This is a genomic window from Microbispora sp. NPDC049633 (assembly GCF_040675265.1).
GTDB lineage: Bacteria > Actinomycetota > Actinomycetes > Streptosporangiales > Streptosporangiaceae > Microbispora > Microbispora maris.
The window spans coordinates 13400-36736 of the sequence record NZ_JBFAOO010000052.1 but is presented as its reverse complement, the minus strand read 5'-3'; the positions used below and the strand labels follow the sequence as shown (position 1 = coordinate 36736).

Below are 23337 nucleotides of genomic sequence, written 5' to 3'. Positions count from 1 at the left end.
AACCCCGCCTGCGCCGCGCCGGGCGCGTCACATCGCGCCCGGTCCACCGCAGCCGCATGCGGCCGGAGCCCGCGGCGGCCGTCTGAGTGGCGATGCCGCCGCGCGAGGCGGCAGACTGAGCGCTCACCGAGTCACCGGGGGTTTCGCGTAGATGCGCACCGCGTTGTTCCCAGAGGGTTTCATCTGGGGAGTGTCCACGTCCGCGTTCCAGATCGAGGGCGCCACCGACCGTGACGGCCGGGGCCCCTCCATCTGGGACGCCTTCGCGGGCGGGAGATACGGCGACCCGGCCTGCGACCACTACCTGCGACACGCCGAGGACGTCCGGCTGATGCGGGACCTGGGCATCGCCGCCTACCGGTTCTCGGTCAGCTGGCCACGCGTGCTGCCCGAAGGGCACGGCCGCGTCAACGGCCCTGGGCTCGACTTCTACGACAGGCTCGTGGACGAGTTGCTGGCGGCGGGCATCGCGCCGTACGCCACGCTGTACCACTGGGACCTGCCGCAGGCGCTGCAGGACGCCGGGGGATGGACCGCACGAGACACCGCCCGCCATTTCGCCGACTACGCCCGCGTCGTGCACGACAGGATCGGCGACCGGGTGGACACCTGGTTCACCTTCAACGAGCCGTGGGTGGCCGCCTTCCTCGGCCACGCCTCGGGGGTGCACGCGCCGGGCCTGCGGTCGGCGGCCGACGCCTTCGTCGGCGCCCACCACATGCTGCTCGCGCACGGGCTGGGACTGGAGGCGCTGCGCGCGGGGGGCGCCGCCAAAGCCGGCATCGTGCTGAACCTCTCCCCCGTCCTCACTCCCGCGCAGCTCGGGGACATGTCCGCCGATGTCCCCGAGGAGGACGCCGAGGCGGCGGCGAGGATCGACACCCTGCACAACCGGCAGTTCCTGGAGCCGGTGCTGCGCGGCCGCTACCCCGCCGAGCTGCTGCCGCTGATCGAGAGGATCGCCGGGCTCGGCCACATCCGCGACGGGGACCTCGGCCTCATCGGGCGGCCCGTCGACCTGCTGGGGGTCAACTACTACACGCCCATCACCGTGCAGGCCCAGCCCAGCGCCGCGGCCGACCCGGCCTTTCCGGGCAGTGAGGGCGTCCTGTTCAGCAGCGTGCCCACGGCCGTCACCGCCATGGGCTGGCCCATCATGCCGAACGGCCTGTCCCTGGTCCTGCGGCGCCTGTCCGAGGACTACCCCGAGACCGAGCTGATGATCACCGAGAACGGCGCCGACTTCGAGGACGTCGTGACCGGCGACGGCATCCACGACGTCGACCGGATCAGCTTCGTCGAGGAGCACCTGCGGGCCCTGCGGACCTCGATCGACGAGGGCGCCCGGGTCCGCGGCTATCTGCTGTGGTCGCTGCTCGACTGCGTCGAATGGGCGGACGGCTACCGGCGGAAGTTCGGCATCGTCCACGTCGACTTCACCACGCAGCGGCGGCTGCTCAAGGACAGCGCGCTGTGGTACCGCGACGTGATCAAGCGCAACGGGCTCGGCTCGCAGCGGCCGAAGCGGCCCACGCTGGAGACCGTCGCCGCCCGCGCGGGCGCCTCCAGGGCCACGGTCTCCCGGGTCGTGAACGGGGATACGCGGGTCAATCCCGACGTGCGCGCCGCGGTGCTGCGCGCCGTCCAGGAGCTGGGCTACGTGCCCAACGCCGCCGCCAGAAGCCTCGTCACCCGCCGGACCGACTCGGTCGCGCTCGTCCTGTCGGTCCCCCGGCACGGCGGCGAGGCGCTCACCTCCGCCGTCGTGCAGTACGTCACCAGCGTCCTCGAAGGCGCCGGCAAGCAGATCACCCTCATGCTCGCCGACACGGCCGAAAGCCATCGGCGCATCATCCGGCACGTCGAGGCGCGGCAGGTCGACGGGGTCGTGCTCGTCCCTCCGGACGGCCCGGACACGCTCACCGAGCGACTCGCCCGCACCGGGGTGCCGGTCGTGCTGCTCGGCAAGCCCGTGATCGCCTCTCTCGTGCCGCACGTGGACGTGGACAACGCCGGCGGCGCGAGGGCGGCCACCCGCCACCTCCTCGACCGGGGCCGCCGCCGCATCGGCGTGATCTGCGGCCCCATGGACCTCGTCGCCGTTCAGGACCGCCTCAACGGGCACCTGGCCACACTCCACGAGGACGGGCTGCGGCCGGCGATCGCGCTCGCCGGCCTGGACGGCGCGTCGGGCGCCGCCGCGGCCCGCGAGCTCCTGTCCGGCGACCGGGACCTCGACGCGGTGTTCGCCACCTCGGACGAGCTGGCGATCGGCGCCATGGAGACGGCGCGCGAGAAGGGACTGCGGGTGCCGCAGGACCTCGCGGTCGTCGGCTTCGGCGACATCCACGCCGCCTCCTGCACGACCCCGCCGCTGACCACCGTCCGGGTGCCCGCCGCGGACCAGGCCCTGGCCCTGGCGCGGCTGCTCCTGTCCCGCCTCGAGGGCCGTCACACCAGCCCCGTCGTCCTCCCCACGCGCCTGGTGGTCCGCGCCACCACCTGACCGCCGGTCACCCCGCCGCGCGGGCGGCCGGTCCCCGTCCGCGCGGTCACGCGCATCGGTCAGGGGGAACGCTCCGGGAGGACCGAGCACACGAGGAGGGGTGTCATGAGCGAGACCATCGCCGGAGTCGAGGTTCCCGATTCGACGCTCGCCAGGGAGGCGACCGAACTGGTGCGGGAGGCGGCGACCGATCTGCTCTACCACCATTCACGCCGGGTGTTCCTGTTCGGCTCGTTGCGGGGCCGGCGGCTCGGGCTGCGGGCCGATCCCGAACTGCTCTACGTCGGGGCGATGTTCCACGACCTCGGGCTCACCGAGCGATACCGGCGAACGGACCAGCGGTTCGAGATCGACGGCGCCGACGAGGCCCGCAGGTTCCTCGCCTCCCACGGTGTGCCCGAGGACGGCGTCCGCAAGGTGTGGGAGGGCATCGCCCTGCACACCACGCCGGAGATCCCGTACCGGCTGGAGCCCGAGGTGGCCCTGGTGACCGCCGGTGTGGAGGCCGACGTGCTCGGCCTCGGGCACGCCGATCTCGCGCCCGAGGACATCGCCGCGGTCGTGGCCGCCCATCCTCGCCCCGATTTCAAGAGGCAGATCCTGGCGGCGTTCACCGAGGGCTTCAAGGACCGGCCCGCCACCACGTTCGGCACCGTCAACGCCGACGTGCTGGAACATTTCGTGCCCGGCTTCCGGCGCGTCGACTTCGTGGAGGTGATTCAGAGTTCCGCCTGGCCCGAGTGACCGGCCTGCTATCGATCTTTTCACCGGTACGGCATAGGTTGTCCGTGTCGTCCCCCGGTGCGAAGGCAGGTCGTTGTGACTCAGGAGCTCAGCCACGAGCGGTTCGAGGCCCTCAAGCGCGAATTCGACGCGATCGACGGCGACGGCGACGGCTTCATCACCGAGGCCGAGCTGCTGTCGCACTTCCCCGGCCTGCCGCCGGAGGCGATCGGCGCGCTCGACCGGGACGCCGACGTGGACGCCGACGGCCGGTTCTCGCTTGAGGAGTTCATCCGCCTGACCGGCGCCCGCGACTGATCCGCCGCCACCCGTCGCGACAAAAACTGCGCCTCACGCAAATTTACGGCTTACGCATCTTTGCGCCGCACGCAAGTAGCTGTATGGTGGTCCCTGTGAGCAGGGAAGGCGAACGTCCGGGGCTGCGCGAGCGCAAGAAGCAGGAGACGCGCACCGCGCTGAGCTGGGCGGCGATCCGGCTCACCGTGGAGCGTGGGCTGGAGAACGTACGCGTGGAGGACATCGCGGCGGCGGCGGGCGTCGCGCCGCGAACCTTCAACAACTACTTCTCCAGCAAGGGCGAGGCGATCGCCGCCAGGCACCTCGACCGCGCCCGCCTGATCGCACAGGAGCTGCGCCGCCGCCCGGCGTCGGAGCCCCTGTGGGAGGCCATCAAGGCCTCAGTGCTGACCCAGCTCGCCCTGGGTGAGAGCTACGGCACGGGGCAGCCGGACCAGCAGTGGCAGACCGGCATCCGGCTCATGATCAGTGAGCCCTCGCTGCAGGGCGAGATGCTCAAGGCCGACGCCATCGCCGAGGACGAACTGGCCGGGGCCATCGCCGAGCGGACCGGCACCGACGTCGCCCGCGACCTCTATCCGCGCCTGGTGGCGGGCGCGGCCGGGGCCGCGATCAGGGTGGCGATGGACCACTACCTGCGGTCCGATCCCCCGGTGCCCATCCGGCCGCTCATCGAGGACGCGCTCGGCCGGCTCGCCGCCGGACTGCCCGAGCCCTGACAGACGGACGCCCGATCCGAGGCGTCCGGAAACCCATCGTGTGACGTGCCGCACCGGCACGCCGCGCGGCTCCGCACGCCCTGACGCCGTCGCCACGACAGCCCGGCGCCGGCCCTTTCACTCGCCATGCCGAGAATCCGGCCTGCCGCGAACTCACCCTCGCCGAAGCTCGCCCTGCCACGAGTTCTGCCATCTGTCCATGCGCAATGCCCTGCCCGAAACGTCAAGGAGGACCACCATGACCGAAGACGTCGTGATCGCCGGTGCCGGACCGAACGGGCTGATGCTCGCCTGCGAGCTGAGCCTGGCCGGAGTCCGGCCGACAGTGCTGGACCGCCTGCCCGGGCGCACGCAGGAGAACCGGGCCAACGGACTGGTCGGCCAGGTCGTGCGGGCCCTCGACCGCCGCGGCCTGTACGAACGCCTGAGCGGCAGCGCCGAGCCGCCCCGGCCGAGCCCGGCCTTCGTGTTCGGCGCCATGCCCCTCGACCTGAGCCGGCTCGACGACAACCCGGTTTACGGCCTGCCGGTGCCTCAGCGCCGGATCGAGCAGGTGCTGGAGGAGCGCGCGCTCGAGCTCGGCGTCGAGATCCGCCGGGGTCACGAGCTCACGTCCCTCTCCCAGGACGAGGACGGGGTCACCGTGGAGGTCGCCGGGCCCGAGGGCGCATATCGGCTGCGCACCCGCCACCTTGTCGGCGCGGACGGCGGGCACAGCGTCACCCGCAAGCTGTGCGGCATCGGCTTCCCAGGGGTGACCAGGGACGGCTCGACATCGCGTGGTGGGCACGTCACCGTGCCGGCCGAGCTGATCGACCCGGTGACCGGCGGGCTGAACGTGCCCGGTTACGGGCCGATCCCGCCGTTCATGCACCACCGCACCGACCACGGCCTGTTCGTGTACGCGCCGTTCCCCACCGGGACGCTCGTCCACACCACCGAGTGGAGCCAGGACGGCGACGACCAGCCGATGAGCCTGGACGAGCTACGCCGGAGCATCCGGCGCGTGCTCGGCGCCGACCTGCCGTTCGGCCCGCCCGAGGGCGAGGGCCCGCACCAGCTGCGCCGTCTGACCGGTGGCAACACCCGCCTGGCGGAACGCTTCCGGGACCACAGGGTGCTGCTGCTGGGCGACGCCGCGCACGTGCACAGCGCGATCGGCGGCCCCGGCCTCAACCTGGGTCTGCAGGACGCGATCAACCTGGGCTGGAAGCTCGCCTCCGAGATCCACGGCTGGGCTCCGCCCGGCCTGCTCGACAGCTACGAGACCGAGCGGCGCCCGGCCGCGGAACGCGTCGTCATGCACACGCAGGCGCAGTCCGCGCTGATCGCTCCCGGGCCGGAGGTGACCGCGCTGCGCGCCCTGTTCGGCGAACTGCTGCGCGACGAACGCACCGTGAAGCACATCGCGGACATGATGTCCGGCGCCGACATCAGGTATGACCTCGAAGGGACCCACCCCCTCACCGGGCGTCCCGCCCCCGACCTCGTGCTGGAGACGGAGACCGGCTCCGTACGGCTCGCCGAGCTGACCCGGACCGCCCGGCCGCTGCTTTTCGACCTGACGCCCGGCGCCGCGCTGGCCGGGGCACTCGACGGCTGGCACGACCGCGTGGACCTCGTCGCCGCGAAGCCGAGCCGGGAAGGCCTCCCCACCGCGCTGCTGCTGCGACCGGACTGCTACGTGGCCTGGGCGTCGGACTCCCCCACCCCCGACGCGAAGGAGCGCGACGCCCTTCGTACGGCGCTGACCTCGGCGTTCGGCGCCGCCCGCTGAGGCATCAGGCGAAGGCGGCGAGGATGGCCTCGGTCGTGTCGATCTGCGCGATCCGCGGCAAGATCACCTCCAGAGCGTTCTCGTGCGCCGAGGCGACCAGGTCCGTGACCGCGTCGGAGGCCACCGCGATCTCATAGCCCCGCTCCCTGGCGCCGCGCGCGGTGGACTCCACCCCGATGCTGGTGGAGATGCCCGCCAGCACGATCCCCGTGATCTTCCTGCGGCGCAGTTGCAGGTCGAGTTCGGTGCCGTGGAAGGCGTCCCAGCCCCGTTTGGTGATCAGGATGTCCGTCGGCCCGTCCGGGACGCGCTCGTCGTACTCGGCGAAGTCTGGCGCGGGCGTGATCGCGGGCCCGGGCGCGTCCGTCCGGGCCCGCACCACGTCACCGCCGTCGGCGGAGAACGCCACCCGCACCCGGACGACCGGGAGGCCCGGCTCACGGGCGGCTTCCGCCAGCCGGGCGGCGTTGGCGGCCACATCGGCCGCCGGATGCACGGTGGGCAGGGCGGTGATCCCCTTCTGAAGATCGATCAGGACGACGGCCGTACGGTCGTCGAGCAGTGTGACGGGCATGTGAGCTCCTTTGGAAGTTAGACAGCCAAACTGTACAGCCTTGCTGAATAAATTACCCAGCGAGGCTGTGCATCTCGGCTACGCTGAGCCCATGAGGGACGCCTCCGAGGTCGCCGCCGAGCTGAGGCTCGTGGTCGGGCAGCTGGTCAGACGGGTGCGTGAGGACGACCCGATGCCACCGGGAGTCATCGCGGTGATCGGCCTGCTCGGCCGGGAGGGCCCGATGACCACCAGTGAGCTCGCCGCCGCACAGCGGGTGCGCCCGCAGTCGATGGCCCGCACCGTCGGCCGGCTGATCGAGCAGGGGCTCGCCGAGCGCGGCACGCACCCCGTCGACGGCCGCAAGGCCCCCGTCTCGCTGACCGCGGCAGGGCTCGCCACCCTGGAGGAGGTACGCGACCGGCGGGCCGACTGGCTCGCCGAGGCGATCGAGGACACGTTGTCCTCCTCCGAGCGGGAGACGCTGGCGAGCGCGGTGGACCTGGTCCGCCGCCTGGTCGACCGGGCGCCGTCCGCGCCGCGCCGCGGGACCTGAGGCGTCAGCCGGCGGCGCCGGACAGCTCGGGGTTCTGCTGGCGGATGGGAGTGAAGAACGCGGCGACCGCGATCAGCAGGCAGGCCACCCCGGCCAGCAGGCAGACCACCGCGACGCCGTGGTGCTGCGCGCCCCAGGTCAGCACGGCCGCCCCCGCGGGGCCCAGCGAGAAGTGGATCGTCCAGAAGGCCGCGGTGACTCTGCCCAGCAGGTGGTCGGGCGTGACCTGCTGGCGCAGCGACATCGAGCAGATCCCGGCCACGCTGACGCAGGCGAGATAGCCGGCGGCCGTCGCCGCGGCCACCGGGACGTGGGCGGACAGGCCGAGTCCCGCGATCGCGAGCCCGGCGAGCGAGATCGCCCCGATCCAGGACGCGCCGAACCCCAGCCTCCGGCGCACGAGACCGACGAGGAGCGAGCCGGCGACGGTGCCGAGCGCGCCGATCGCGAGCACCACGCCCACAGCGCCGTCGGGCTGGCCGAGGTCGTGCTTGAGGTGGTAGATCAGCACGTCGGTCAGCCCGAGGGTCAGGAAAATGAAGAACGACAGCAGGACGGTCAGGGCACGCAGCACCGGCTGCCGCCACAGGAAGCGGGCCCCGGCGAGCAGCTCGTGCCAGGGCCCCCGTGCTTCCTCCGGCGAGAGCGAGGGCGCCGGCTGCCGTCTGAGCCGGATCAGCAGGATGCCCAGCGCGGAGACCCCGAAGCTGGCCGCGTTGATCGCGATGGCGGCCGTGGGGCCGAACCAGCCCGCGACCACCCCGGCCAGCAGCGGCCCGCCGACCCCCGCCGCGGCGGCGGTGGCGCCCAGCCGCCCGTTGGCCTCGGTGATCCGGTCCGCGTCGACCAGGCCCCGCACCGCCGTGACGTACGCGACCTGGAAGACCATGCCGATCGCCTCGCAGAGCGGCAGGACCACGTAGAGCAGCCAGACCTTCGGCCCGAAGGCCCAGGCGATCGGGACGATCCCGTACAGCGCCATCCTCGCCACGTCGCACCAGATCAGCAGGCGCCTGCGGTCGAGCCGGTCGACCAGGACCCCGGCGAAGACCCCGGCCACCACCGACGCGGCGCTCGCCACGCCGGTCAGCAGGCCCATCTGCGCGACCGACCCGGTCACGTGCAGCACGAGCAGCGGGACGGCGATCAGGGCGAACGAGTCCCCCGCGACCGACAGCGTCTGGGATCCCCAGAAGAGGGTGAAGTTCCGGTCACGCCACAGTTGTGATCCTTTGCCCACCCCGCCATGCTGCCGCACCGACCTGTGAAGGGCGCCCCGGGCCTTGGGGGCACGGTGGTCATTCGGTTCGGGCCGTCAGCGGCCTTCCGGCGCGCCGGACGGGACCGTCAGGCGTTCGAGCACCACGACCGGGATGGCGCGGGCCGTGCGGGCCTGGTAGTCGCCGTACCCGGGCGCGACGCGGACGACGTGCTCGAACAATCGCTCGCGCCGCTCCCCCTCGGCCGGCACGGCGACGGCGTCGAACACCTCCTCGCCCACTTCGACCCGTACGGCCGGGTGCGCCAGCAGGTTGTGATACCAGGCAGGGTGGCGGGGCGCGCCGCCCGCGGACGCGACGACGAGCAGCGCGTCGCCGTCGCGGACGTAGCCGAGGGGAACGGTGTGCTCCCGTCCCGACCTCGCGCCGACCGTGGTGAGCAGAAGCAGGTCGCCGCCCTCGAAGGGGCCGCCGACCTTGCCCCCGTTGGCGCGGAACTCGTCGATGACGGACTGGTTGAAAGACACGCGGAGAACTCCAAGAACGATGCGGGTTTTGAGCCTGCGAGATGTCGCGCAGGCGAAGTGCGGTGCCGGCACGCCGCTTCGAGCCGGGACGGCCGAACGGGAACGGCACCGCGACGCGGCGATGCTCGGGGCGCCTGCTCCGGGGATACGATCACCCGGCGGTGCAGCGTCAGGCGGGAGGTGCGGAGTGGGCACTCACGGCGTCGGTCCCTTCACGAAGGTGCGGCCCGGCCACCGATCGGACCATCGCCGCCTCCCTTGGACGGCGTTCACGTGATCGGCGCCACGCGGCACGCCGATCATTAGAGCCGGGCCTGTCCGCACCTGTCAATGCCGGTACACACGCCGAGGAGACGGCCACATGGCGGGCCAGGACACCACGATCCGGCGCGGTGGGCCTGATACTCACCGTGATGGCCGAGGAGCTCGGGCTGCGCCGCGCCGAGGCGCACACGCGGCTGGAGAACCTGGCCTCGCAGCGGGTGCTGCGCGCCAACGGCTTCCGCCCCTGGGGCGTCGCCCATTCCCACATCTCCCTGGACGGCGCATGGCATGACGAGGTGTTCTGGCAGCGCCTGCTGGACGAGGCACCCCCGTCTTGACCATCGCCTGGTACACCAGTTGAAGATTCCCGGCGCGTCGCGTGCCACTCCTTGACCATGACGTCGAAACTCACCCTCCGTAACCGTCTCGCGGAGGAGGAGTTCGTGGTCACAATCGACCGTCGGGGATTCGCCAAACTGGCCGGGCTGGGCGCGGTGGGATCGGTCATGAGCCCGGCCCTGGGCGCGGCTCCCGCCTCGGCGGGGCGCGCGCCGTACACGGGAGAGCGCTGGCAGGCCTGTCTTCGGGTGGCGCGCGACCACCTGCTCGTCGACAAGGACGGCAACGACCTCAAGCACCACTACCTGAAGGTCCTCATCGACGAGGGCCTGCCCAGGACCCGTACGCGCAAGAGGGTGCTGATCGTGGGGGCGGGCATCTCCGGCCTCGTGGCCGCGACGCTGCTGAAGCGGGCGGGACACCACGTCACCGTCATCGAGGCCAACGGCAACAGGATCGGCGGCCGGATCAAGACCTTCCGGACGGGGTTCTCGGACCGGCGGCAGTACGCCGAGGCGGGGGCGATGCGCATCCCCGACTTCCACCCGCTGACGCTGGCGCTCATCGACAAGCTCGGCATCACGCGCAGGCCCTTCTACAACGTCGACGTGCCGCCCGGCGCGCAGCCCCGCGGACCGGTGCCGCCGGTCGTCTACACCTCCTACCAGGGGCGGGAGTGGCGTTCCGGCCCGCCCAAGGGGACCTTCACCGCCCCCGCACGGATGAACCACACCCTCATCCACGTCAACGGCCTCACCCAGCGGCGTGACGAGTACGCCAAGGACCCTCGCCGGATCAACGCCTCGTTCGGGCTCAGGGACGGCCGCACCGCGGCCCGGATCCTCGACGAGGCACTGGACCCGGCGCGGGACTACTACTCCGAGCGGAGGGGTGACAAGCGGATCGACAAGCCGCTGCCGGATCTGATCGAGGGCTGGGCCCGGCTGCTGCACGACTTCGACGGCTACTCGATGTACGCCTACCTGAAGGAGCACGCGAAGCTGAGCGACGAGGCGATCGACGCCATCGGCACGCTGGAGAATCTCACCTCCCGGCTGCCGCTGTCGTTCATGCACACCTTCCTCACCCGCAGCCTCGTCAACCCGGCCGTCACCTACTGGGAGATGGCCGGCGGCAGCAGGGAGCTGCCGTACGCGCTGGAGCCGGGCCTGCGCGAGGAGATCCGGATGGACCGCAGGGCCGTACGGATCGAGACGTCGAAGCGGGGCGTCCGCATCTCGACGGTCAGCGAGGCGGGCAGCACCGAGTCGGAGTTCACGCGGCAGACTCCGCGGGAGACGTTCGAGGGCGACGTGGCGATCATCACGGTCCCGTTCTCCGCGTTGCGCCACGTCGAGATCGCGCCGGCCATGTCCTACTCCAAGCGCCGATCGATCATGGAGCTGCACTACGACTCCGCCACGAAGGTGCTGCTGGAGTTCCGCAGGCGCTGGTGGGAGTTCACCGAGGAGGACTGGAAGCGTGAGCTCGGCTCCCGCTACCGGCCGGGGCGGGCGGCGCACGTGACGGGCGGCGGCTCGGTCTGCGACAACGCCAACCGGTTCATCTACTTCCCCTCCCACCCCGTGCCCGGCAGCGAGGGCGGCGTCGTGCTGGCCAGCTACTCGTGGGCCGACGACGCGACCCGGTGGGACTCCATGGACGACGAGGAGCGGTACGGCTACGCGCTGCGCGGGCTCCAGGAGGTGCACGGAGACCGCGTCGCGGAGTTCTACACCGGCCGGGGCCAGACCCAGAGCTGGATGCGCAACCGCTACGCCTTCGGCGAGGCCGCGGTCTTCACGCCCGGCCAGATGACCGAGATCCACCCCGCCATCGCCGTTCCCGAGGGCCCGCTGCACTTCGCCGGGGAGCACACCTCGCTCAAGCACTCCTGGATCGAGGGCGCGCTGGAATCGGCCGTACGCGTGGCCCTGGAGGTCAACGGCTGACCCGTGCTCCCGCGGGGTCCTCGTGCCCGGGGCCCCGCGGGTCTCCCCACGGCCGGTGCCGGGACGTCCGGGAACGACCGGTCGCCCGGTACGCGCCGGCCCTACCGTTCCGGGCTCGCGGGATCCGGCTCGATCTCGGCTCTCATCGGCTGCCAGGGCGAGGCGTCGAACACCAGCATGATCGAAACGATCTTGCCGTCGTCCAGGCGGAAATGCTCGGCGGTCCGCTGCGTGCCGGCGGGCGTCGCGGTGTGCACGTCGTACACCAGCGTCGCCTCGGCGTCGCCGTACAGCTCGCTGATGAGATCGACCCCGGTCACGATCGACACGAATCCGGGCAACGTCGCCAGATGCCCCTCCCGGTCGGTGGAGCTGAAGAACGGGCTCTGGAACCGGAAGGGCTCTCCCAGGTGCGCGGCGGCCGCGGGCACGTCCCCGCGGAAACGAGCCTCGTGATACTCGCGTACCGCGCGGTGTGTCTGTTCTCGGGTGGACATGGTCATGACGGAGATCCCATCTGACGGAGGTGGGCGGCGAGGCGCCGCTGGTTGGCGGCCAGGCGCAGGCACAGATCGCGGAGCACGGCCAGCTCCTCGGACGCGAACCCCTGGAACAGCGCCTTCATGGCCTGCTGCGACGGCTTGCGGAACGCCTCGACCCAGTCCCGGCCGGCCGGGGTGATCTCGGCGAGGACCGAACGCCGGTCTCCCGGGTCGGGGACCCGGCGGACCAGCCCGTCGCGTTCCAGCGTGTCGACCAGTCCGGTGACGTTGCGGGAGCTCACCCCGGCCGCCCTGGCGAGCTCGCCGATGCTGATCCCCCGGTCGCTCCCGGCGAGCCGGATCAGCAGGTCGAGAGCGCCCGCGCTGACCCCTCTGCCCTCGGAGCCGTGGGCCCGCAGCCGCTCGACCGCATGCGACGCGGTGCGGACGGCCGCGCTCGCCTCGAACGCGGGCAGATCGCCGTCGTCACCGGCGATCCACGCCATCGCCGCCCTGGCTCGCGGGTCGTAGAGGAAGCCGTCAGGATCGCGCTCGAAAGTATCTACGTCCTTCATAGTAAGAACGTAGATTAGTACGTACTTCCATATTTTGCGATCTCTTGCCGCGGGCAGCCCGCCTCGCCCTCAGCAGGGCGGGGCTTCGTCGCAGGCGGCCACCTCCGTACAGGCCGTCTCCGCGCCGCCCGTGGCCAGCTGCTGGAGCAGGCCGTAGAGGGTCTCGCGCTGGTCGTGGTCGAGCGCGCCGAGCACCTCGTCCTCGACCGCCGCCAGCGCGAACTCGGCCTTCGCGAGCCGCTTCGCCCCGGCCTCGGTGAGTTCGACGATGTGCCTGCGGCGATCCTCCGGCGACCGCCGCCGCTCGATCAGCTTCTCGGCCTCCAGGTCGTTGAGCAGTCCGACGACGTTCGTCCCGTCCATTTCCAGCGTGCTCGCGAGCGCCTGCTGGGTGCTGCCGCCGCGGTCCCGCAGCACCGTGAGGGCGACGAGGTGGCGGGGACGCAGGCCGAGCGGCGCGAGCACCGACTCGGAACGAAGGCGCAGACGGCGCGCGAGGTGATCGAGCAGCGCGCCACACCGGTGCACCGGCTGGTTGACGACGGGGAGGGACGTCATGGTCCAACTCTAGACGACTTGACCTCTGATAAGCAGAGGACTAATCATTGGTGCAGCATCAATCATCTGCGAAAGGCCAGAAGATGTCTCATCTGCTGCACATCGACGCGAGCATCCAGGGCGAGCGTTCGGTCAGCCGCAAGCTCACCGCGCGGGCCGTCGCCGCCTGGCGCGCCACGCATCCCGGGGGCACCGTCACCTACCGCGACCTGGGCGGCTCCCCGCTCCCGCATCTCGACCAGGACAGCGGCCTGGCCCGGATGCTCCCGCCGGAGCAGCACACCCCCGCCCAGGCGGCCTCGTGGAGGTTGACGGAACAGTTGGTCGGCGAGGTGAGGCAGGCCGACACGATCGTGCTCGGGCTCCCGCTCTACAACTACGGGGCGCCCAGCGCCGTCAAGGCCTGGGTCGACCACCTCATCGCCCCCGAGCTGTCGTACGACCCCACGACGGGGCAGGGTCTGCTGGGCGGCCGTGACTTCCTGGTCCTCGCGAGTCGCGGGGGCGGCTACGGAGCGGGAACCCCCCGCGAGGGGTGGGATCACGCGGAGCCGTGGCTGCCGCACGGCCTCTCCATGACGGGCCTGCAGCCGCGCTTCATCACGGCCGAGCTCACCCTCGCCTACGTCACCCCCTCGATGACCGAGCTGATTCCGCTGGCCGACAAGAGCCTCGCGGCGGCGGAGCAGGCGATCGACGGCCTCTGGGCTCCCGTCGCCGCCGCATAAGGGCCCCCGGCGGAAGCGGGCATCCGCCCGGCGAAAGGCCCCTTCCCCGGCGCGGGAAGGGGCCTTCGCCGTCGAGGGCGCCCCGATGGCCGCGTCAGCCGCCGATGCCGGAGTTCTCCGCGGCGGTGACGATCGTGGTCGCGTCCTCCGGCAGGAGATATCCGGCGTTCACCGACGCCTGCGCGGCCGACCGCACCCTGCTCACGTAGTCGGCGTGCGTCGGATAGAGCCGGCCGAGCACCGGCTCGGCCGTACGCGGCAGGAACGGGTCGGACGGGTCGCCCGCGTTGTGCCGGTCCCACGAGTCGGCGTCGCCGTTCCACGGATCGCGGGCGCCGTAGAGGCCGCAGAAGACGCCGCTGCCGCGGGTGTCGCGCTCTCCCGTGAGCGTGCGCGTCGGCACCGCCACGTCGGGGAGCCGGATGCCGCCCACGGCCAAACCCGTGCTCGGGTCGCGCAGATCGGGGTGCAGTGCCGCCCCGCTCGGCGGCCGGGGCCCGCCCCTCGCCCAGGTGGCCAGGTGACGCAGCGCCGCGTTCATGGAGTAGTGGCCGGGTCCGTCGTTGAACGGAGCCGACCCGGCGGCGCAGTCGGCGCTCGGCGCGGCGGAGCCCGCCGACTTCCGCACCGTCGCCTCACCGAGGTCGTACGCCCACTGGTCGCCGTGCGCCGTACCGGCCAGTTCCCAGTGCACGATCCGGTCGGTGTCCGGTTGCCGGGCGGCAAACGCCGTCGGGACGTCGGTCTCGGTGAGCACGACGAACGTCGGCACCGGCAGGTCCGTACGGATCCTGCTCGGGTTCGGCATCGTCAACACGTCGAGCAGCTCGCCGCTGATCGGAGAGCCGACCGCACCGTTGCTGTGGATCAGGAAGCCGTCGTACACCTTCGACACGGGCTGAACGGCGTTGACGTACGTCGTCATGAAGCCGGCCGACTGCGACTCGCCGTCGGCGAGCAGCGTCGTGACGTGCAGGCCGCCGAGCGGGTCCGGCCCGTCCGGCGTACGCAGCGCCTGCCCGGCTTGGGAGAAGATGTCGTACGCGTAGGCGTCGCCGGGGTGGACGAGGCTGCCATACCGTGCCGGGTCCCAGCCCTTGAGACCGCGTATCTCGCCGAGGCCGCCGTTGACGCCGACCTCCTGCGCCGAGACGCCGACCCACGCGTAGCCCTTGCGCAGCAGTTCGTCGCGCTCGAACCAGTAGTCCGGGGACAGTTCAATCTGGCCGCTCACGTTGAGCCACTCCACCACGACCGCGCCGTTGAACCTCGCCGGGTCGGCAGGCCGGCGGACCAGGAGCCGGGTCTTGTACGCGGCGCGGCTGGAGGCCCGGACGTTCCACCGGCCGTCCGAGGTCCAGACGCCGGACTTGGCGTAGGAGGTGGCGGTGCCCTCGATGAAGTACTCGCTCTCGGTGAAGCCGAACGAGCCGAGATCCTCCGCCGCGGCGAGGAACGGGAAGCCGCGGTCGCCGGCGGCCGGGACGCTGACGACCGGGTTCGCCGCGGCGGCCTGGGCGGCCGGTGGGGCGCCGAGGAGGGCGGCGGCGAGCGCCGCCCCCAGCGCAGCGGCGGTGATACGCCGCCGGGGGGACCGGACGGGTACGCGCACGGGTTACCTCCGTGAGACGAGTGCCGGGAAGGCTTGGACGAGTGCCGGGAAGGCTTGGACGAGTGTCCGGAAGGCACAGTGTCACCCGCTCTGCAGGTCCCGTAATCGGCGGAATCACCGGCGTTTCCTACTGGGCCTGAGTGTCGCCCGCCTGGGCCTGCCGGCGGCGGAACTCGTCGAACGACGCGCGGCCGAGGGCGATCCGGGTGGACGCTGTCGTTTCCGAGGGGACGCTCCCTGGCGGGTCGAATGAGAACTATCGTGACCAACATGGAAAACGCCCCTCAGCGCCGCGACTCCCCGACGTCTCACCTGCGCGCCTCCGACAGCGACAGGGAGCAGGTCGCCGCCATACTCGGTGAAGCCCTGAGCACCGGGCAGCTGAGCCACGAGGAGTACTCCGAACGCCTCGACACCCTCTACCAGGCCAAGACGGTCGGGGAACTCGATGTCCTCACCCACGACCTGCAGGTCGAGCGGCAGCGCCCGGCCGCGAGCCCGGTGTCCTACGCGCCGAGCGCGACCACCGATCCGGACAACATCATCGCCGTCTTCGGCGGCGCCGACCGCAGGGGCCGCTGGCGGGTGCGACGTCAGACCAAGGCGCTGGCCGTCTTCGGCGGCGTGCGGTTCGACCTGACCGAAGCCGAGTTCGAGGCCAAAGAGGTCGAGATCACGATCAACGCGGTCTTCGGCGGGGCCGAGATCATCCTGCCCGAGGGGGCCGAGGTGCGCTGCAAGGGCGTCGGCATCTTCGGCGGCTTCGACGTGGCCAACAGCCCGACCGTCGACCCGTCCGCGCCGGTCATCGTGATCAAGGGCCTGGCGTTGTTCGGCGGAGTGGCCGGCAAGGTCCGGCGCCGGCGCGACGGCTGAGCGGCCCGCCCCGGGCGCTTCCCCAATCAGCGGCGAATGGATGAGGTGACCTGTCCTGGCCGAGCCGGACTTCCTGCTCTCCGCACGAGCGTCGTACGACGCGGTGGCCTCGGCGTACGAGGGGCGCTTCCACGACGAACTGGCGGCCAAGCCCGTCGAACGCGCGATGCTCGGGGCGTTCGCGGAGCTGGTGCCGCCTGCCGAGCCGGTCGCCGACATCGGTTGCGGCACCGGTCACGTGACGGCGCACCTGCGCGACCTGGGGCTGCCGGTGTTCGGGATCGATCTGTCGCCCCAGATGGTCGCGCTGGCGCGGCGGCAGCATCCCGGGCTGCGGTTCGACGAGGGAACCATGACGGCGCTGGATCTGCCGGACCGGACCCTCGGCGGCATCCTGTCCATGTATTCGATCATCCACATCCCGCGAGAGCGTCTGCCGCAGGTGTTCGCCGAGTTCCACCGGGTCCTGGTGCCGGGCGGCCGTGCGCTGCTCGTGTTCCAGGTCGGCGACGCCCACGAGCGTCGCACGGAGGCGTTCGGCCGGTCGATCTCGCTCGACTGCTACTGGCGGTCCCTGGAGCACATCGCCGGGTTGCTGGGCCGGGCCGGGTTCGCCGAGGACGCCCGCCTGCTGCGCGAGCCCGACGAGCACGAGAAGCTCCGGCGCGGCTGTCTCCTCGTCCGCCGACCGGCGGACGGCGTCTGATCGGGATCGCCCCCTTGTGACGTCGCCGTCACCGCTCGCCAGGCGGCTTGCGCCAGATCATGATCTCGGTCGCGGGAAGACGCTCGGCGAAGCGGTCGCCGGGTGACGCCTGCCGCAGCACCGTACGCAGGTCACGCTCGAAGTCCCCCAACCTGTCGCCGAACAGGTGCGGCGCGGAATCGGATCGGGAGAACACCCACGCCACGATGTCGTCCGCGGTGCGGTCGACCACTTCCCCGGCCGGCACGACATGTCGTTCGAAGTCCTCGAACCCGGCCCGCGCCAGGACGAGGTCCTCCCGGTCCGGCGTGCCGGCGGCGAGCGTTCCCTGCCCCGCGCGGCGTACCGGGCCGAGGTGCCGGCGCACCAGGTCGCCGATCCGCGCGTACGGAGGAGCGGGCAGCGGCAGTGGCGCCGGTTCGGCGAGCGGCGTCTTCAGATCGCTCATGTGGACGAACGCGCCTCCCGGCTCCAGCATGTCCCGCACTGTCCCAGCGACGCGATCCCGATCCGTCCAGTGGAAGGACTGAGCGAACAGAACGGCCCGGAACGTCCCCAGACCGGCCGGCAGGTCCTCCGCACGGGCAGCCACCCAGCGCGCGTTGGTCACCCCGCGACGCTCGGCCTGCCGCTCGGCCTCGGCCAGCATGTCCTCGTCCGGGTCGATGCCGACCACCTCGGTGAAGAACCGCGCGAGAGCGAGTATCACGGTGCCCGGTCCGCAGCCGACGTCGAGGAGCCGGCCCCGGCCGTCCAGGCCGAGGACCGCGGCCAGTGTTTCCGCGAACCCCGGAGCGTACGGAAGCCTGCCGCGCTCGTAGAAGGCCGCGCAGCCCTGAAACAGGGTGTTGTCCCACTGCCACCGGTCGGGCATGTCGATTCCTCCACAAGTCACAGGACGTCGGCGCTCGCCCGCACGAACCGGAGTTCCACCCGTCAAGGTACCCCTTACTTCTGCAGGAGGGAAAAAGGAGCCGAGAGCCGTTTGCGGCCCTGCCGAGCGGAAAAGCAAGCCCAATAAGAATGGCCCGCCCGGCGTTCTCGAAAAGACGCCGGAATGCTGGACAGCCGCACGCTCAATGGGGAGAAAATGGCCAAGTGTCCTAACATTGTCGGGTTCGTTGCGATGTTCTCCGCTCTCACCGGAGGGGCCGTACCCTTGGGCACTCCCGCCGTCGCCGAATCCACTGTCGACACCACCCTGACCAGCCAAGACGGCGATCACCCGGCAGCCCATAAGCGTCAACACGACAAGCAGCGGCAGTCGGTACGCGAGCGGCAGCGCCAACGTCAGAACCTGCTCCGCGACGTCACGCTCGCCGTTACGCCGGTGCAGAAAGGCGGCACGGATTCACGGGCCCTGCCGTACAACTGGCAGAAATCGGATGCGGTCGCGAATTCTTACAACAATCAGGACAGCCGGTCGGAGATCACAAGCCAGCCCGCACAGAACGCGGATTCGTCCTCGACCACGCCGGACGCCTCCCCCGGCGCGAAGATGCTGGCGTACCTGCGGGATCAGGCCGCGGACGAGAAGTTCACCGGCTCGGTGCTGGTGATGCGACGTGGGGAGGTGCTGGCGCGCTTCGCCGCCGGCGAGGCCGACGAGGAAAGGCACATTCCCAACCGGCCGGACACGATCTACCGGGTCATGTCGATCACCAAGCAGTTCACCTCGATGCTCGTGCTGAAACTGCGCGACCGCGGGCTGCTCAAGCTGGACGACCCGGTCTGCCCGTATCTCGTCCCGGCCTACATCAAGGCCTGCCCGGCAGCGTGGCGGCCCATCACGATCCGGGAGTCGCTCACACACACCTCGGGCATCCCCAACGTCGAGAAGCTGCCCAGCTACCTCGCCGATGTCACGCGGCCGACCACGACCCGGGAGCTCATCCGGAAGTTCGCGAACCTGCCACTGGACTTCAAGCCCGGCACCAGCTGGAAATACACCAACTCCGGTTACGTCCTGGCCGGCGCGATCATTCAGGCGGTGACGCACAAGCCGTACGGCGACGTACTGCAGGAGCTGATCACCGGCCCGCTGCACCTCCGGAACACCGGTTACAGCAGGAGATATCCGCCCGAGGGATACGCGAAGGGCTACTTCACGCTCGGGTCACCGGCCCCGCTCCTCAACGGCTCCGAACTGTTCGCCGCGACCGGCATCTACTCCACCGTCGACGACATCGCCCGCTGGGATCGGGCGTTCGGCTCCTACCGAGTCGCACCGCCCGCCACCGTCAAGCAGGCGTTCACGCCACAGGCGCCGTGCCCCTCCACCGGCTGCCTCGACCTGCCGTCGACCGCGTACGCCTTCGGCTGGCTCGTCGACCGGCTCCAGGGGCACCGACTCCGGTACCACCCGGGTCTCTTCATGGGCTACACGGCCAGCAACATGTACCTGCCCGACGACGACATCCAGGTCGTCGTGCTCAGCAACGTGCAGGACACCGACACCGCCGGTATCGCCCGCCACCTCGCCACGCTTGCCCTCGACAGTTGAGCGCGGGCTGCCGTCACGACGGCGGCCGCCGCGTGGTCACGCCGTACCGGCGAGTGCGGGGGATGCCGGGCCGATCAGGGCCGACATGCGGGCCAGTACGGCGGGCTTGATCCAGTAGTACACCCACGTGCCCCGGCGTTCGGAGTCGATGAGCCCGGCCTGCTTGAGCACCTTGAGATGGTGGCTGATCGTCGGCGGGGTCAGGTCGAAAGCCTCCGTCAGGTCGCACACGCAGGTCTCGCCGCCCTCGTGACAGGCGATCAGGGACAGCAGGCGCAGCCGTACCGGGTCGGCGATCGCCTTGAACAGCGGCGCCAGCTCGACGGCCTCGCTCTCCGACAGGGGCGCGCACGCCAGCGGTGCACAGCACGCCGCGTCCGCGTCGACGATGGGCAGCACTTGCTTCGACATGCTTCTAATTTGACACATATCTATGCGTGGGCACAAACTGCGGGTACACGTTGATTAGAAGTCCATCGAAGCAGGTGGGATGTGGCCACGGCTGCCCGCCGCTTCCGGCCAAGGAGGGCCCATGTCCCGCGTCCAGCTCGCCCTGCGCGTCGCCGACCTGGAAGGTTCGATCGCCTTCTACTCCAAGCTGTTCGGCGTCGAGCCCGCCAAGCGGCGGCCCGGCTACGCCAACTTCGCCATCGCCGAGCCCCCGCTCAAGCTCGTCCTCCTCGAGGGCGAGGAGGGCGAGCCGACCCGGATGGATCACCTCGGCGTCGAGGTCGACGACAGCGCTCAGGTCACCACCGCGACCGACCGCCTGAAGGAGGCCGGCCTCGCGACCTTCGAGGAGAACGACACCACCTGCTGCTACGCGCTGCAGGACAAGGTGTGGGTGCACGGCCCCGGCGGCGAGCCCTGGGAGGTGTACGTGGTCAAGGCCGACGCCGACACCCTCATCAAGCAGGCCGACCCCGTCTGCTGCGCCACCGACGACGCCGAAGAGGAGACTGCGAGCGCGAGCAAGTCCTGCTGTTAGGCAAGACAGCAAGACGCCCGGCGGCCATCTCCAGTGTGATCGCCGGGCGCTCCTGTGCGACCGGTCGAAGGGCCGCAAATGGCGCTTGGCATTGTCGAGTGGCTGCCGCTGTCAGCAGGCCCATCAGCGGGAGAGCCCTTTCGACAGTCGAGGGAGGCTCCGACCCCAGTGCCTTCTACTCCTCGACGGTCCATCCTCGGTCGAGGCTGCGGAGCAGTTCTCGAATCAGTCCGCGCGCCTGCGTGTCGTGCTCTGCGATAACGCGAAGGGTGTCGGCTGCTTGTCCTACCTGCCGCATAATCCCGGAGATGACCTCGACGCGGTTTCCGTTCTGATCTGTGTACGCCTCGAAGCCCGGTTCAGGCTGGAAACATCCCCACCAATCCAACAGGACACATAGGGCGGCGTTCCTTGGCGCACCGGGGCAGTTGATGGTGATGTGGAGCAATACACCCGTGCCTGCGACGGCGGCCGGGTAGAGCGTCCCACCATGGTCATTACCGACGGCTGGTCATTACCGACGGCTGAGCGAATACCGCGACCCGGATCCTCGCCACCCCAAGTTGTACGAATCAAGGCCCTGAACGCCTCCGCCGCGCAGTAGGGCGAATACCACTGCGGGCCGGGAATCGCAGCCCAGTTCACAGCTTGGAGCGCCGCACAGACAGGGTACGAGGGGATACCGCCTGCGGTGTGCACGGCGTATATTCCGCCGTCCTGACCTCCCGCCTGCTGTCGACCCGCCGGAATCGAATGGCACCGGCCTTCCGCGCGGTCCACTGGAGCTTCGCAAGTGCCATCTCTCGCACGGGCGAGCTGTTGTCGCCCTGCTCGAACTCCAGGCAGACCGGGCACTGGTAGTCCTCGTAGATTTGCAGCGTCGGGCCTGGCACGTCAGGCTGAGCTATCCGGACGGTGCCATCCCACTCCAGCGTGACCAAGTCGTCGACGGCACCGGCGCGTACCGGTTCAGGGGAGGCTTCTGGCGACCTCAATCCAGTACGCGCGTCATCCAGACCGTGTTGCCGCGTTCGGCGTCCTCGGTGATGCGATCGCTTCGGTGGAAACCGAGCTTCTCGAGAACCCGGAACGAGGGTGCGTTCCATTCCCGCACGGTCGCCCAGAGGCGCCGGCGTCCTGTTCGCCTCGCGGCTTCGAGGACGGCACGGGCGGCTTCCGTCGCATAACCATGACCGTGAAATCGTTGTGCCAGCTCGTACGCGATCTCAGGTTCGTCGAAAGACGCCTGGCCGACAGTCAGTCCGCAGTACCCGATGAACTCGCGGGTGTCTCGCAGCTCGATCGGCAGCAACCCGAGCCCCTGATGCGCCATCAGCGGATTGTCGAGGAGCCGGCCGCGCATGTCATCGACCATCGGGCGTCCCTCGTCGTCGATCCGCCGTGCCGGCGGCACTCGTGGGTCCCGCTCAAGCCATAGCCCGCGGTACTCCTCGGCATCCGACGGCGCCCACCGCCGCAACCGCAGCCGCTCGGTCACCAGCTCCGTCGGCAGATCCTCGTAGGTCCCCACTCGACCAACCTAATCCGGTACCGACCAAGACCGGAGATCACCGCAGGAGACGGACGAAGGGTGGGCACGGCGGTCGAACCAGCCACGGTGAGACGTCGCGGTGAGGACAGCACCACATCGGGCGTTCGCCCCGGGTCGCGATGCGCATCCTGCGGCGCTAAAGATCTCTCTAGCAATGCAAGAGGCCCTCACCGCATTGGAGAGGGCCTCTGAGCTGGAGCCGCCTTGGGGAATCGAACCCCAGACCTTCTGTTTACAAGACAGATGCTCTGCCGATTGAGCTAAGGCGGCCTGCTACCCAGACGAGTTTAATGGGCCGAGGGCCCTACCGTCACGGTGAAATCACCGGCGGCGGTGGCGTGCGACCTCGTAGAGGGCGATCCCCGCGGCCACACCGGCGTTCAGCGACTCGGCGGCGGCGTTCATGGGGATGCGGGCGATCTGGTCGCATGCCTCCCTGACCAGGCGGGACAGGCCCTTGCCCTCCGAACCGACGACCACGACGAGCGGCTCGGTCGCGAGCTCGACGTCCGCGATGTCCGCCGTGGCGGTGCCGTCGAGGCCGACCACGAACAGGCCCTCCTCCCGGTACGTCTGAAGGGTCTGGGTGAGGTTCGACGCGCGGGCGACGGGGAGGGTCGCGAGGGTGCCGGCCGACGTCTTCCAGGCGCCGGCGGTGACACCCGCCGAGCGGCGGGACGGCACGAGCAGCCCGTGCGCGCCGAAGGCGGTCGCCGAGCGCGCGATGGCGCCGAGGTTGCGCGGGTCGGTCACGCCGTCCAGGGCGACGATCAGCGGCACCTCGGCCGCGTCCCTGGCCCGCTCGACGAGCTGCTCCGGGTGCGCGTATTCGTACGCCGGAACCTGCAGGCCGATGCCCTGGTGGACCGTGCTCTCGGTCAGCCGGTCGAGCTTGTCCCGCGTGACTTCGAGCAGCGCGATGCCACGGTCGGCTGCGATCTTGATGGCCTCACGGACCCGGTCGTCGTTGTCGACCCGCTGCGCCACGTACAGGGCGCTGGCGGGGACGCCGGCACGCAGCGCCTCGACCACGGGGTTGCGGCCGCCGATGACCTCGGGGGCGTCCTCCCGGCGCGTACGGCTCGGCGCACGGGAGGCCGAGCTCCCACCACCCCGCGACTCGCGCTCGATCCGCTCGGCGCGCGCCTTGTCCTTGTACCAGTGCCGCATATGCGCGGGCGGCGTCGCTCCCTTGCCCTCCAGAGAGCGCCTGACCTTGCCGCCCGTGCCCTTGGTCGGCCCCTGCTTCTTCGACGGCTTCCCTGAAGCCCTTCCCGCCATGGTCTCTAGCGTAGGGCCACGC

General features: G+C 70.7%; 24 protein-coding genes and 1 tRNA gene. 13 read left to right on the top strand and 12 right to left on the bottom strand.

Annotated features, from left to right (window positions below; translation table 11 throughout):
* Positions 1-151 precede the first annotated feature (151 nt).
* The 5 genes from AB0J39_RS16380 (at position 152) to AB0J39_RS16360 (ending at position 6043) form a co-directional block, all read left to right on the top strand.
* On the top strand, positions 152-2506 hold the full coding sequence (locus AB0J39_RS16380; RefSeq protein WP_363465003.1) for a GH1 family beta-glucosidase: 2355 nt from the start codon (positions 152-154) through the stop codon (positions 2504-2506).
* A gap of 105 nt (positions 2507-2611) precedes the next feature.
* Positions 2612-3250, top strand: coding sequence for an HD domain-containing protein (locus tag AB0J39_RS16375; RefSeq protein WP_363465000.1), 639 nt, complete (start codon positions 2612-2614; stop codon positions 3248-3250).
* A 75-nt stretch (positions 3251-3325) separates the two neighbouring features.
* Positions 3326-3547, top strand: a complete 222-nt coding sequence (locus AB0J39_RS16370; protein ID WP_363464998.1) for an EF-hand domain-containing protein — start codon at positions 3326-3328, stop codon at positions 3545-3547.
* Between the two features lie 95 nt (positions 3548-3642).
* On the top strand, positions 3643-4266 hold the full coding sequence (locus tag AB0J39_RS16365; RefSeq protein ID WP_363464995.1) for a TetR family transcriptional regulator: 624 nt from the start codon (positions 3643-3645) through the stop codon (positions 4264-4266).
* 238 nt (positions 4267-4504) lie between these two features.
* Positions 4505-6043, top strand: a complete 1539-nt coding sequence (locus AB0J39_RS16360) for an FAD-dependent monooxygenase (protein ID WP_363464992.1) — start codon at positions 4505-4507, stop codon at positions 6041-6043.
* 4 nt (positions 6044-6047) lie between these two features.
* On the opposite strand, the gene AB0J39_RS16355 is transcribed toward AB0J39_RS16360, so the two are convergent.
* A complete protein-coding gene (locus AB0J39_RS16355; RefSeq protein ID WP_363464989.1) occupies positions 6048-6617 on the bottom strand; it encodes an isochorismatase family protein in 570 nt (189 codons plus the stop codon).
* A gap of 91 nt (positions 6618-6708) precedes the next feature.
* Between AB0J39_RS16355 and AB0J39_RS16350 the strand changes: the two genes are divergently transcribed.
* Complete coding sequence (locus tag AB0J39_RS16350; protein ID WP_363464987.1) at positions 6709-7152, top strand: MarR family transcriptional regulator; 444 nt, start codon at positions 6709-6711, stop codon at positions 7150-7152.
* Positions 7153-7156: 4 nt separating this feature from the next.
* Here the strand turns inward: AB0J39_RS16350 and AB0J39_RS16345 are convergent, their stop codons facing one another.
* Positions 7157-8392, bottom strand: coding sequence for an MFS transporter (locus tag AB0J39_RS16345; RefSeq protein WP_363464986.1), 1236 nt, complete (start codon positions 8390-8392; stop codon positions 7157-7159).
* Positions 8393-8467: 75 nt separating this feature from the next.
* On the bottom strand, positions 8468-8899 hold the full coding sequence (locus AB0J39_RS16340) for a nitroreductase family deazaflavin-dependent oxidoreductase (RefSeq protein WP_363464983.1): 432 nt from the start codon (positions 8897-8899) through the stop codon (positions 8468-8470).
* A 392-nt stretch (positions 8900-9291) separates the two neighbouring features.
* On the opposite strand from AB0J39_RS16340, the gene AB0J39_RS16335 reads away from it, so the two are divergent.
* Together AB0J39_RS16335 and AB0J39_RS16330 are read left to right on the top strand one after the other, a co-directional pair.
* Entirely contained in the window at positions 9292-9501 is a 210-nt protein-coding gene (locus AB0J39_RS16335) for a GNAT family protein (protein ID WP_363464980.1), read from the top strand.
* 105 nt (positions 9502-9606) lie between these two features.
* On the top strand, positions 9607-11454 hold the full coding sequence (locus tag AB0J39_RS16330; RefSeq protein WP_363464977.1) for an FAD-dependent oxidoreductase: 1848 nt from the start codon (positions 9607-9609) through the stop codon (positions 11452-11454).
* A gap of 101 nt (positions 11455-11555) precedes the next feature.
* Here AB0J39_RS16330 and AB0J39_RS16325 read toward each other — a convergent pair whose 3' ends face one another.
* The 3 genes from AB0J39_RS16325 to AB0J39_RS16315 form a co-directional block, all read right to left on the bottom strand.
* Positions 11556-11957, bottom strand: a complete 402-nt coding sequence (locus AB0J39_RS16325) for a nuclear transport factor 2 family protein (RefSeq protein WP_363464974.1) — start codon at positions 11955-11957, stop codon at positions 11556-11558.
* Positions 11954-12511, bottom strand: coding sequence for a MarR family transcriptional regulator (locus AB0J39_RS16320; RefSeq protein ID WP_363464971.1), 558 nt, complete (start codon positions 12509-12511; stop codon positions 11954-11956). The genes AB0J39_RS16325 and AB0J39_RS16320 overlap by 4 nt, the downstream gene beginning before the upstream one ends.
* A gap of 69 nt (positions 12512-12580) precedes the next feature.
* Positions 12581-13069, bottom strand: a complete 489-nt coding sequence (locus AB0J39_RS16315) for a MarR family winged helix-turn-helix transcriptional regulator (RefSeq protein WP_363464969.1) — start codon at positions 13067-13069, stop codon at positions 12581-12583.
* A gap of 83 nt (positions 13070-13152) precedes the next feature.
* On the opposite strand from AB0J39_RS16315, the gene AB0J39_RS16310 reads away from it, so the two are divergent.
* On the top strand, positions 13153-13797 hold the full coding sequence (locus AB0J39_RS16310) for an NAD(P)H-dependent oxidoreductase (RefSeq protein ID WP_363464967.1): 645 nt from the start codon (positions 13153-13155) through the stop codon (positions 13795-13797).
* A 94-nt stretch (positions 13798-13891) separates the two neighbouring features.
* Here AB0J39_RS16310 and AB0J39_RS16305 read toward each other — a convergent pair whose 3' ends face one another.
* Positions 13892-15409 carry an alpha/beta hydrolase domain-containing protein gene (locus tag AB0J39_RS16305; RefSeq protein ID WP_363464964.1) on the bottom strand — a complete coding sequence of 506 codons (1518 nt, stop codon included), beginning with the start codon at positions 15407-15409 and terminating at the stop codon, positions 13892-13894.
* Between the two features lie 270 nt (positions 15410-15679).
* Here AB0J39_RS16305 and AB0J39_RS16300 point away from each other — a divergent pair, with 270 nt between their 5' ends.
* Together AB0J39_RS16300 and AB0J39_RS16295 are read left to right on the top strand one after the other, a co-directional pair.
* Positions 15680-16285 carry a DUF1707 domain-containing protein gene (locus AB0J39_RS16300; protein WP_363464962.1) on the top strand — a complete coding sequence of 202 codons (606 nt, stop codon included), beginning with the start codon at positions 15680-15682 and terminating at the stop codon, positions 16283-16285.
* 103 nt (positions 16286-16388) lie between these two features.
* Positions 16389-16991, top strand: a complete 603-nt coding sequence (locus tag AB0J39_RS16295) for a class I SAM-dependent methyltransferase (protein WP_363464960.1) — start codon at positions 16389-16391, stop codon at positions 16989-16991.
* 28 nt (positions 16992-17019) lie between these two features.
* On the opposite strand, the gene AB0J39_RS16290 is transcribed toward AB0J39_RS16295, so the two are convergent.
* Positions 17020-17865, bottom strand: coding sequence for a class I SAM-dependent methyltransferase (locus AB0J39_RS16290; protein WP_363464958.1), 846 nt, complete (start codon positions 17863-17865; stop codon positions 17020-17022).
* Between the two features lie 183 nt (positions 17866-18048).
* Between AB0J39_RS16290 and AB0J39_RS16285 the strand changes: the two genes are divergently transcribed.
* Positions 18049-19494: a serine hydrolase domain-containing protein gene (locus AB0J39_RS16285; protein ID WP_363464956.1), complete on the top strand. Its 1446-nt coding sequence runs from the start codon at positions 18049-18051 to the stop codon at positions 19492-19494.
* 36 nt (positions 19495-19530) lie between these two features.
* Here the strand turns inward: AB0J39_RS16285 and AB0J39_RS16280 are convergent, their stop codons facing one another.
* Positions 19531-19905 (bottom strand): metalloregulator ArsR/SmtB family transcription factor, encoded by a 375-nt coding sequence (locus AB0J39_RS16280; protein WP_363464954.1) that lies wholly within the window; start codon positions 19903-19905, stop codon positions 19531-19533.
* A 121-nt stretch (positions 19906-20026) separates the two neighbouring features.
* Here AB0J39_RS16280 and AB0J39_RS16275 point away from each other — a divergent pair, with 121 nt between their 5' ends.
* Complete coding sequence (locus AB0J39_RS16275; protein ID WP_363464952.1) at positions 20027-20482, top strand: ArsI/CadI family heavy metal resistance metalloenzyme; 456 nt, start codon at positions 20027-20029, stop codon at positions 20480-20482.
* A 991-nt stretch (positions 20483-21473) separates the two neighbouring features.
* On the opposite strand, the gene AB0J39_RS16270 is transcribed toward AB0J39_RS16275, so the two are convergent.
* From AB0J39_RS16270 to rlmB, 3 genes are all read right to left on the bottom strand, one after another.
* Entirely contained in the window at positions 21474-22013 is a 540-nt protein-coding gene (locus AB0J39_RS16270; RefSeq protein ID WP_363464949.1) for a GNAT family N-acetyltransferase, read from the bottom strand.
* A 215-nt stretch (positions 22014-22228) separates the two neighbouring features.
* A tRNA-Thr gene (locus AB0J39_RS16265) sits at positions 22229-22304 on the bottom strand.
* Positions 22305-22355: 51 nt separating this feature from the next.
* Positions 22356-23315: a 23S rRNA (guanosine(2251)-2'-O)-methyltransferase RlmB gene (gene rlmB, locus AB0J39_RS16260; protein WP_363464948.1), complete on the bottom strand. Its 960-nt coding sequence runs from the start codon at positions 23313-23315 to the stop codon at positions 22356-22358.
* Between the last annotated feature and the right edge of the window lie 22 nt (positions 23316-23337).

Excerpts from the sequence above, each read along its gene's own strand:
- rlmB (WP_363464948.1), bottom strand. The coding sequence starts at position 23,315 with ATGGCGGGAAGGGCTTCAGGGAAGCCGTCGAAGAAGCAGGGGCCGACC.
- AB0J39_RS16315 (WP_363464969.1), bottom strand. The coding sequence starts at position 13,069 with ATGACGTCCCTCCCCGTCGTCAACCAGCCGGTGCACCGGTGTGGCGCG.
- AB0J39_RS16285 (WP_363464956.1), top strand. The coding sequence starts at position 18,049 with ATGCTGGACAGCCGCACGCTCAATGGGGAGAAAATGGCCAAGTGTCCT.
- AB0J39_RS16380 (WP_363465003.1), top strand. The coding sequence starts at position 152 with ATGCGCACCGCGTTGTTCCCAGAGGGTTTCATCTGGGGAGTGTCCACG.
- AB0J39_RS16325 (WP_363464974.1), bottom strand. The coding sequence starts at position 11,957 with ATGACCATGTCCACCCGAGAACAGACACACCGCGCGGTACGCGAGTAT.
- AB0J39_RS16360 (WP_363464992.1), top strand. The coding sequence starts at position 4,505 with ATGACCGAAGACGTCGTGATCGCCGGTGCCGGACCGAACGGGCTGATG.
- AB0J39_RS16290 (WP_363464958.1), bottom strand. The coding sequence starts at position 17,865 with ATGCCCGACCGGTGGCAGTGGGACAACACCCTGTTTCAGGGCTGCGCG.
- AB0J39_RS16350 (WP_363464987.1), top strand. The coding sequence starts at position 6,709 with ATGAGGGACGCCTCCGAGGTCGCCGCCGAGCTGAGGCTCGTGGTCGGG.
- AB0J39_RS16300 (WP_363464962.1), top strand. The coding sequence starts at position 15,680 with ATGGAAAACGCCCCTCAGCGCCGCGACTCCCCGACGTCTCACCTGCGC.
- AB0J39_RS16320 (WP_363464971.1), bottom strand. The coding sequence starts at position 12,511 with ATGAAGGACGTAGATACTTTCGAGCGCGATCCTGACGGCTTCCTCTAC.
- AB0J39_RS16355 (WP_363464989.1), bottom strand. The coding sequence starts at position 6,617 with ATGCCCGTCACACTGCTCGACGACCGTACGGCCGTCGTCCTGATCGAT.
- AB0J39_RS16310 (WP_363464967.1), top strand. The coding sequence starts at position 13,153 with ATGTCTCATCTGCTGCACATCGACGCGAGCATCCAGGGCGAGCGTTCG.
- AB0J39_RS16280 (WP_363464954.1), bottom strand. The coding sequence starts at position 19,905 with ATGTCGAAGCAAGTGCTGCCCATCGTCGACGCGGACGCGGCGTGCTGT.
- AB0J39_RS16375 (WP_363465000.1), top strand. The coding sequence starts at position 2,612 with ATGAGCGAGACCATCGCCGGAGTCGAGGTTCCCGATTCGACGCTCGCC.
- AB0J39_RS16275 (WP_363464952.1), top strand. The coding sequence starts at position 20,027 with ATGTCCCGCGTCCAGCTCGCCCTGCGCGTCGCCGACCTGGAAGGTTCG.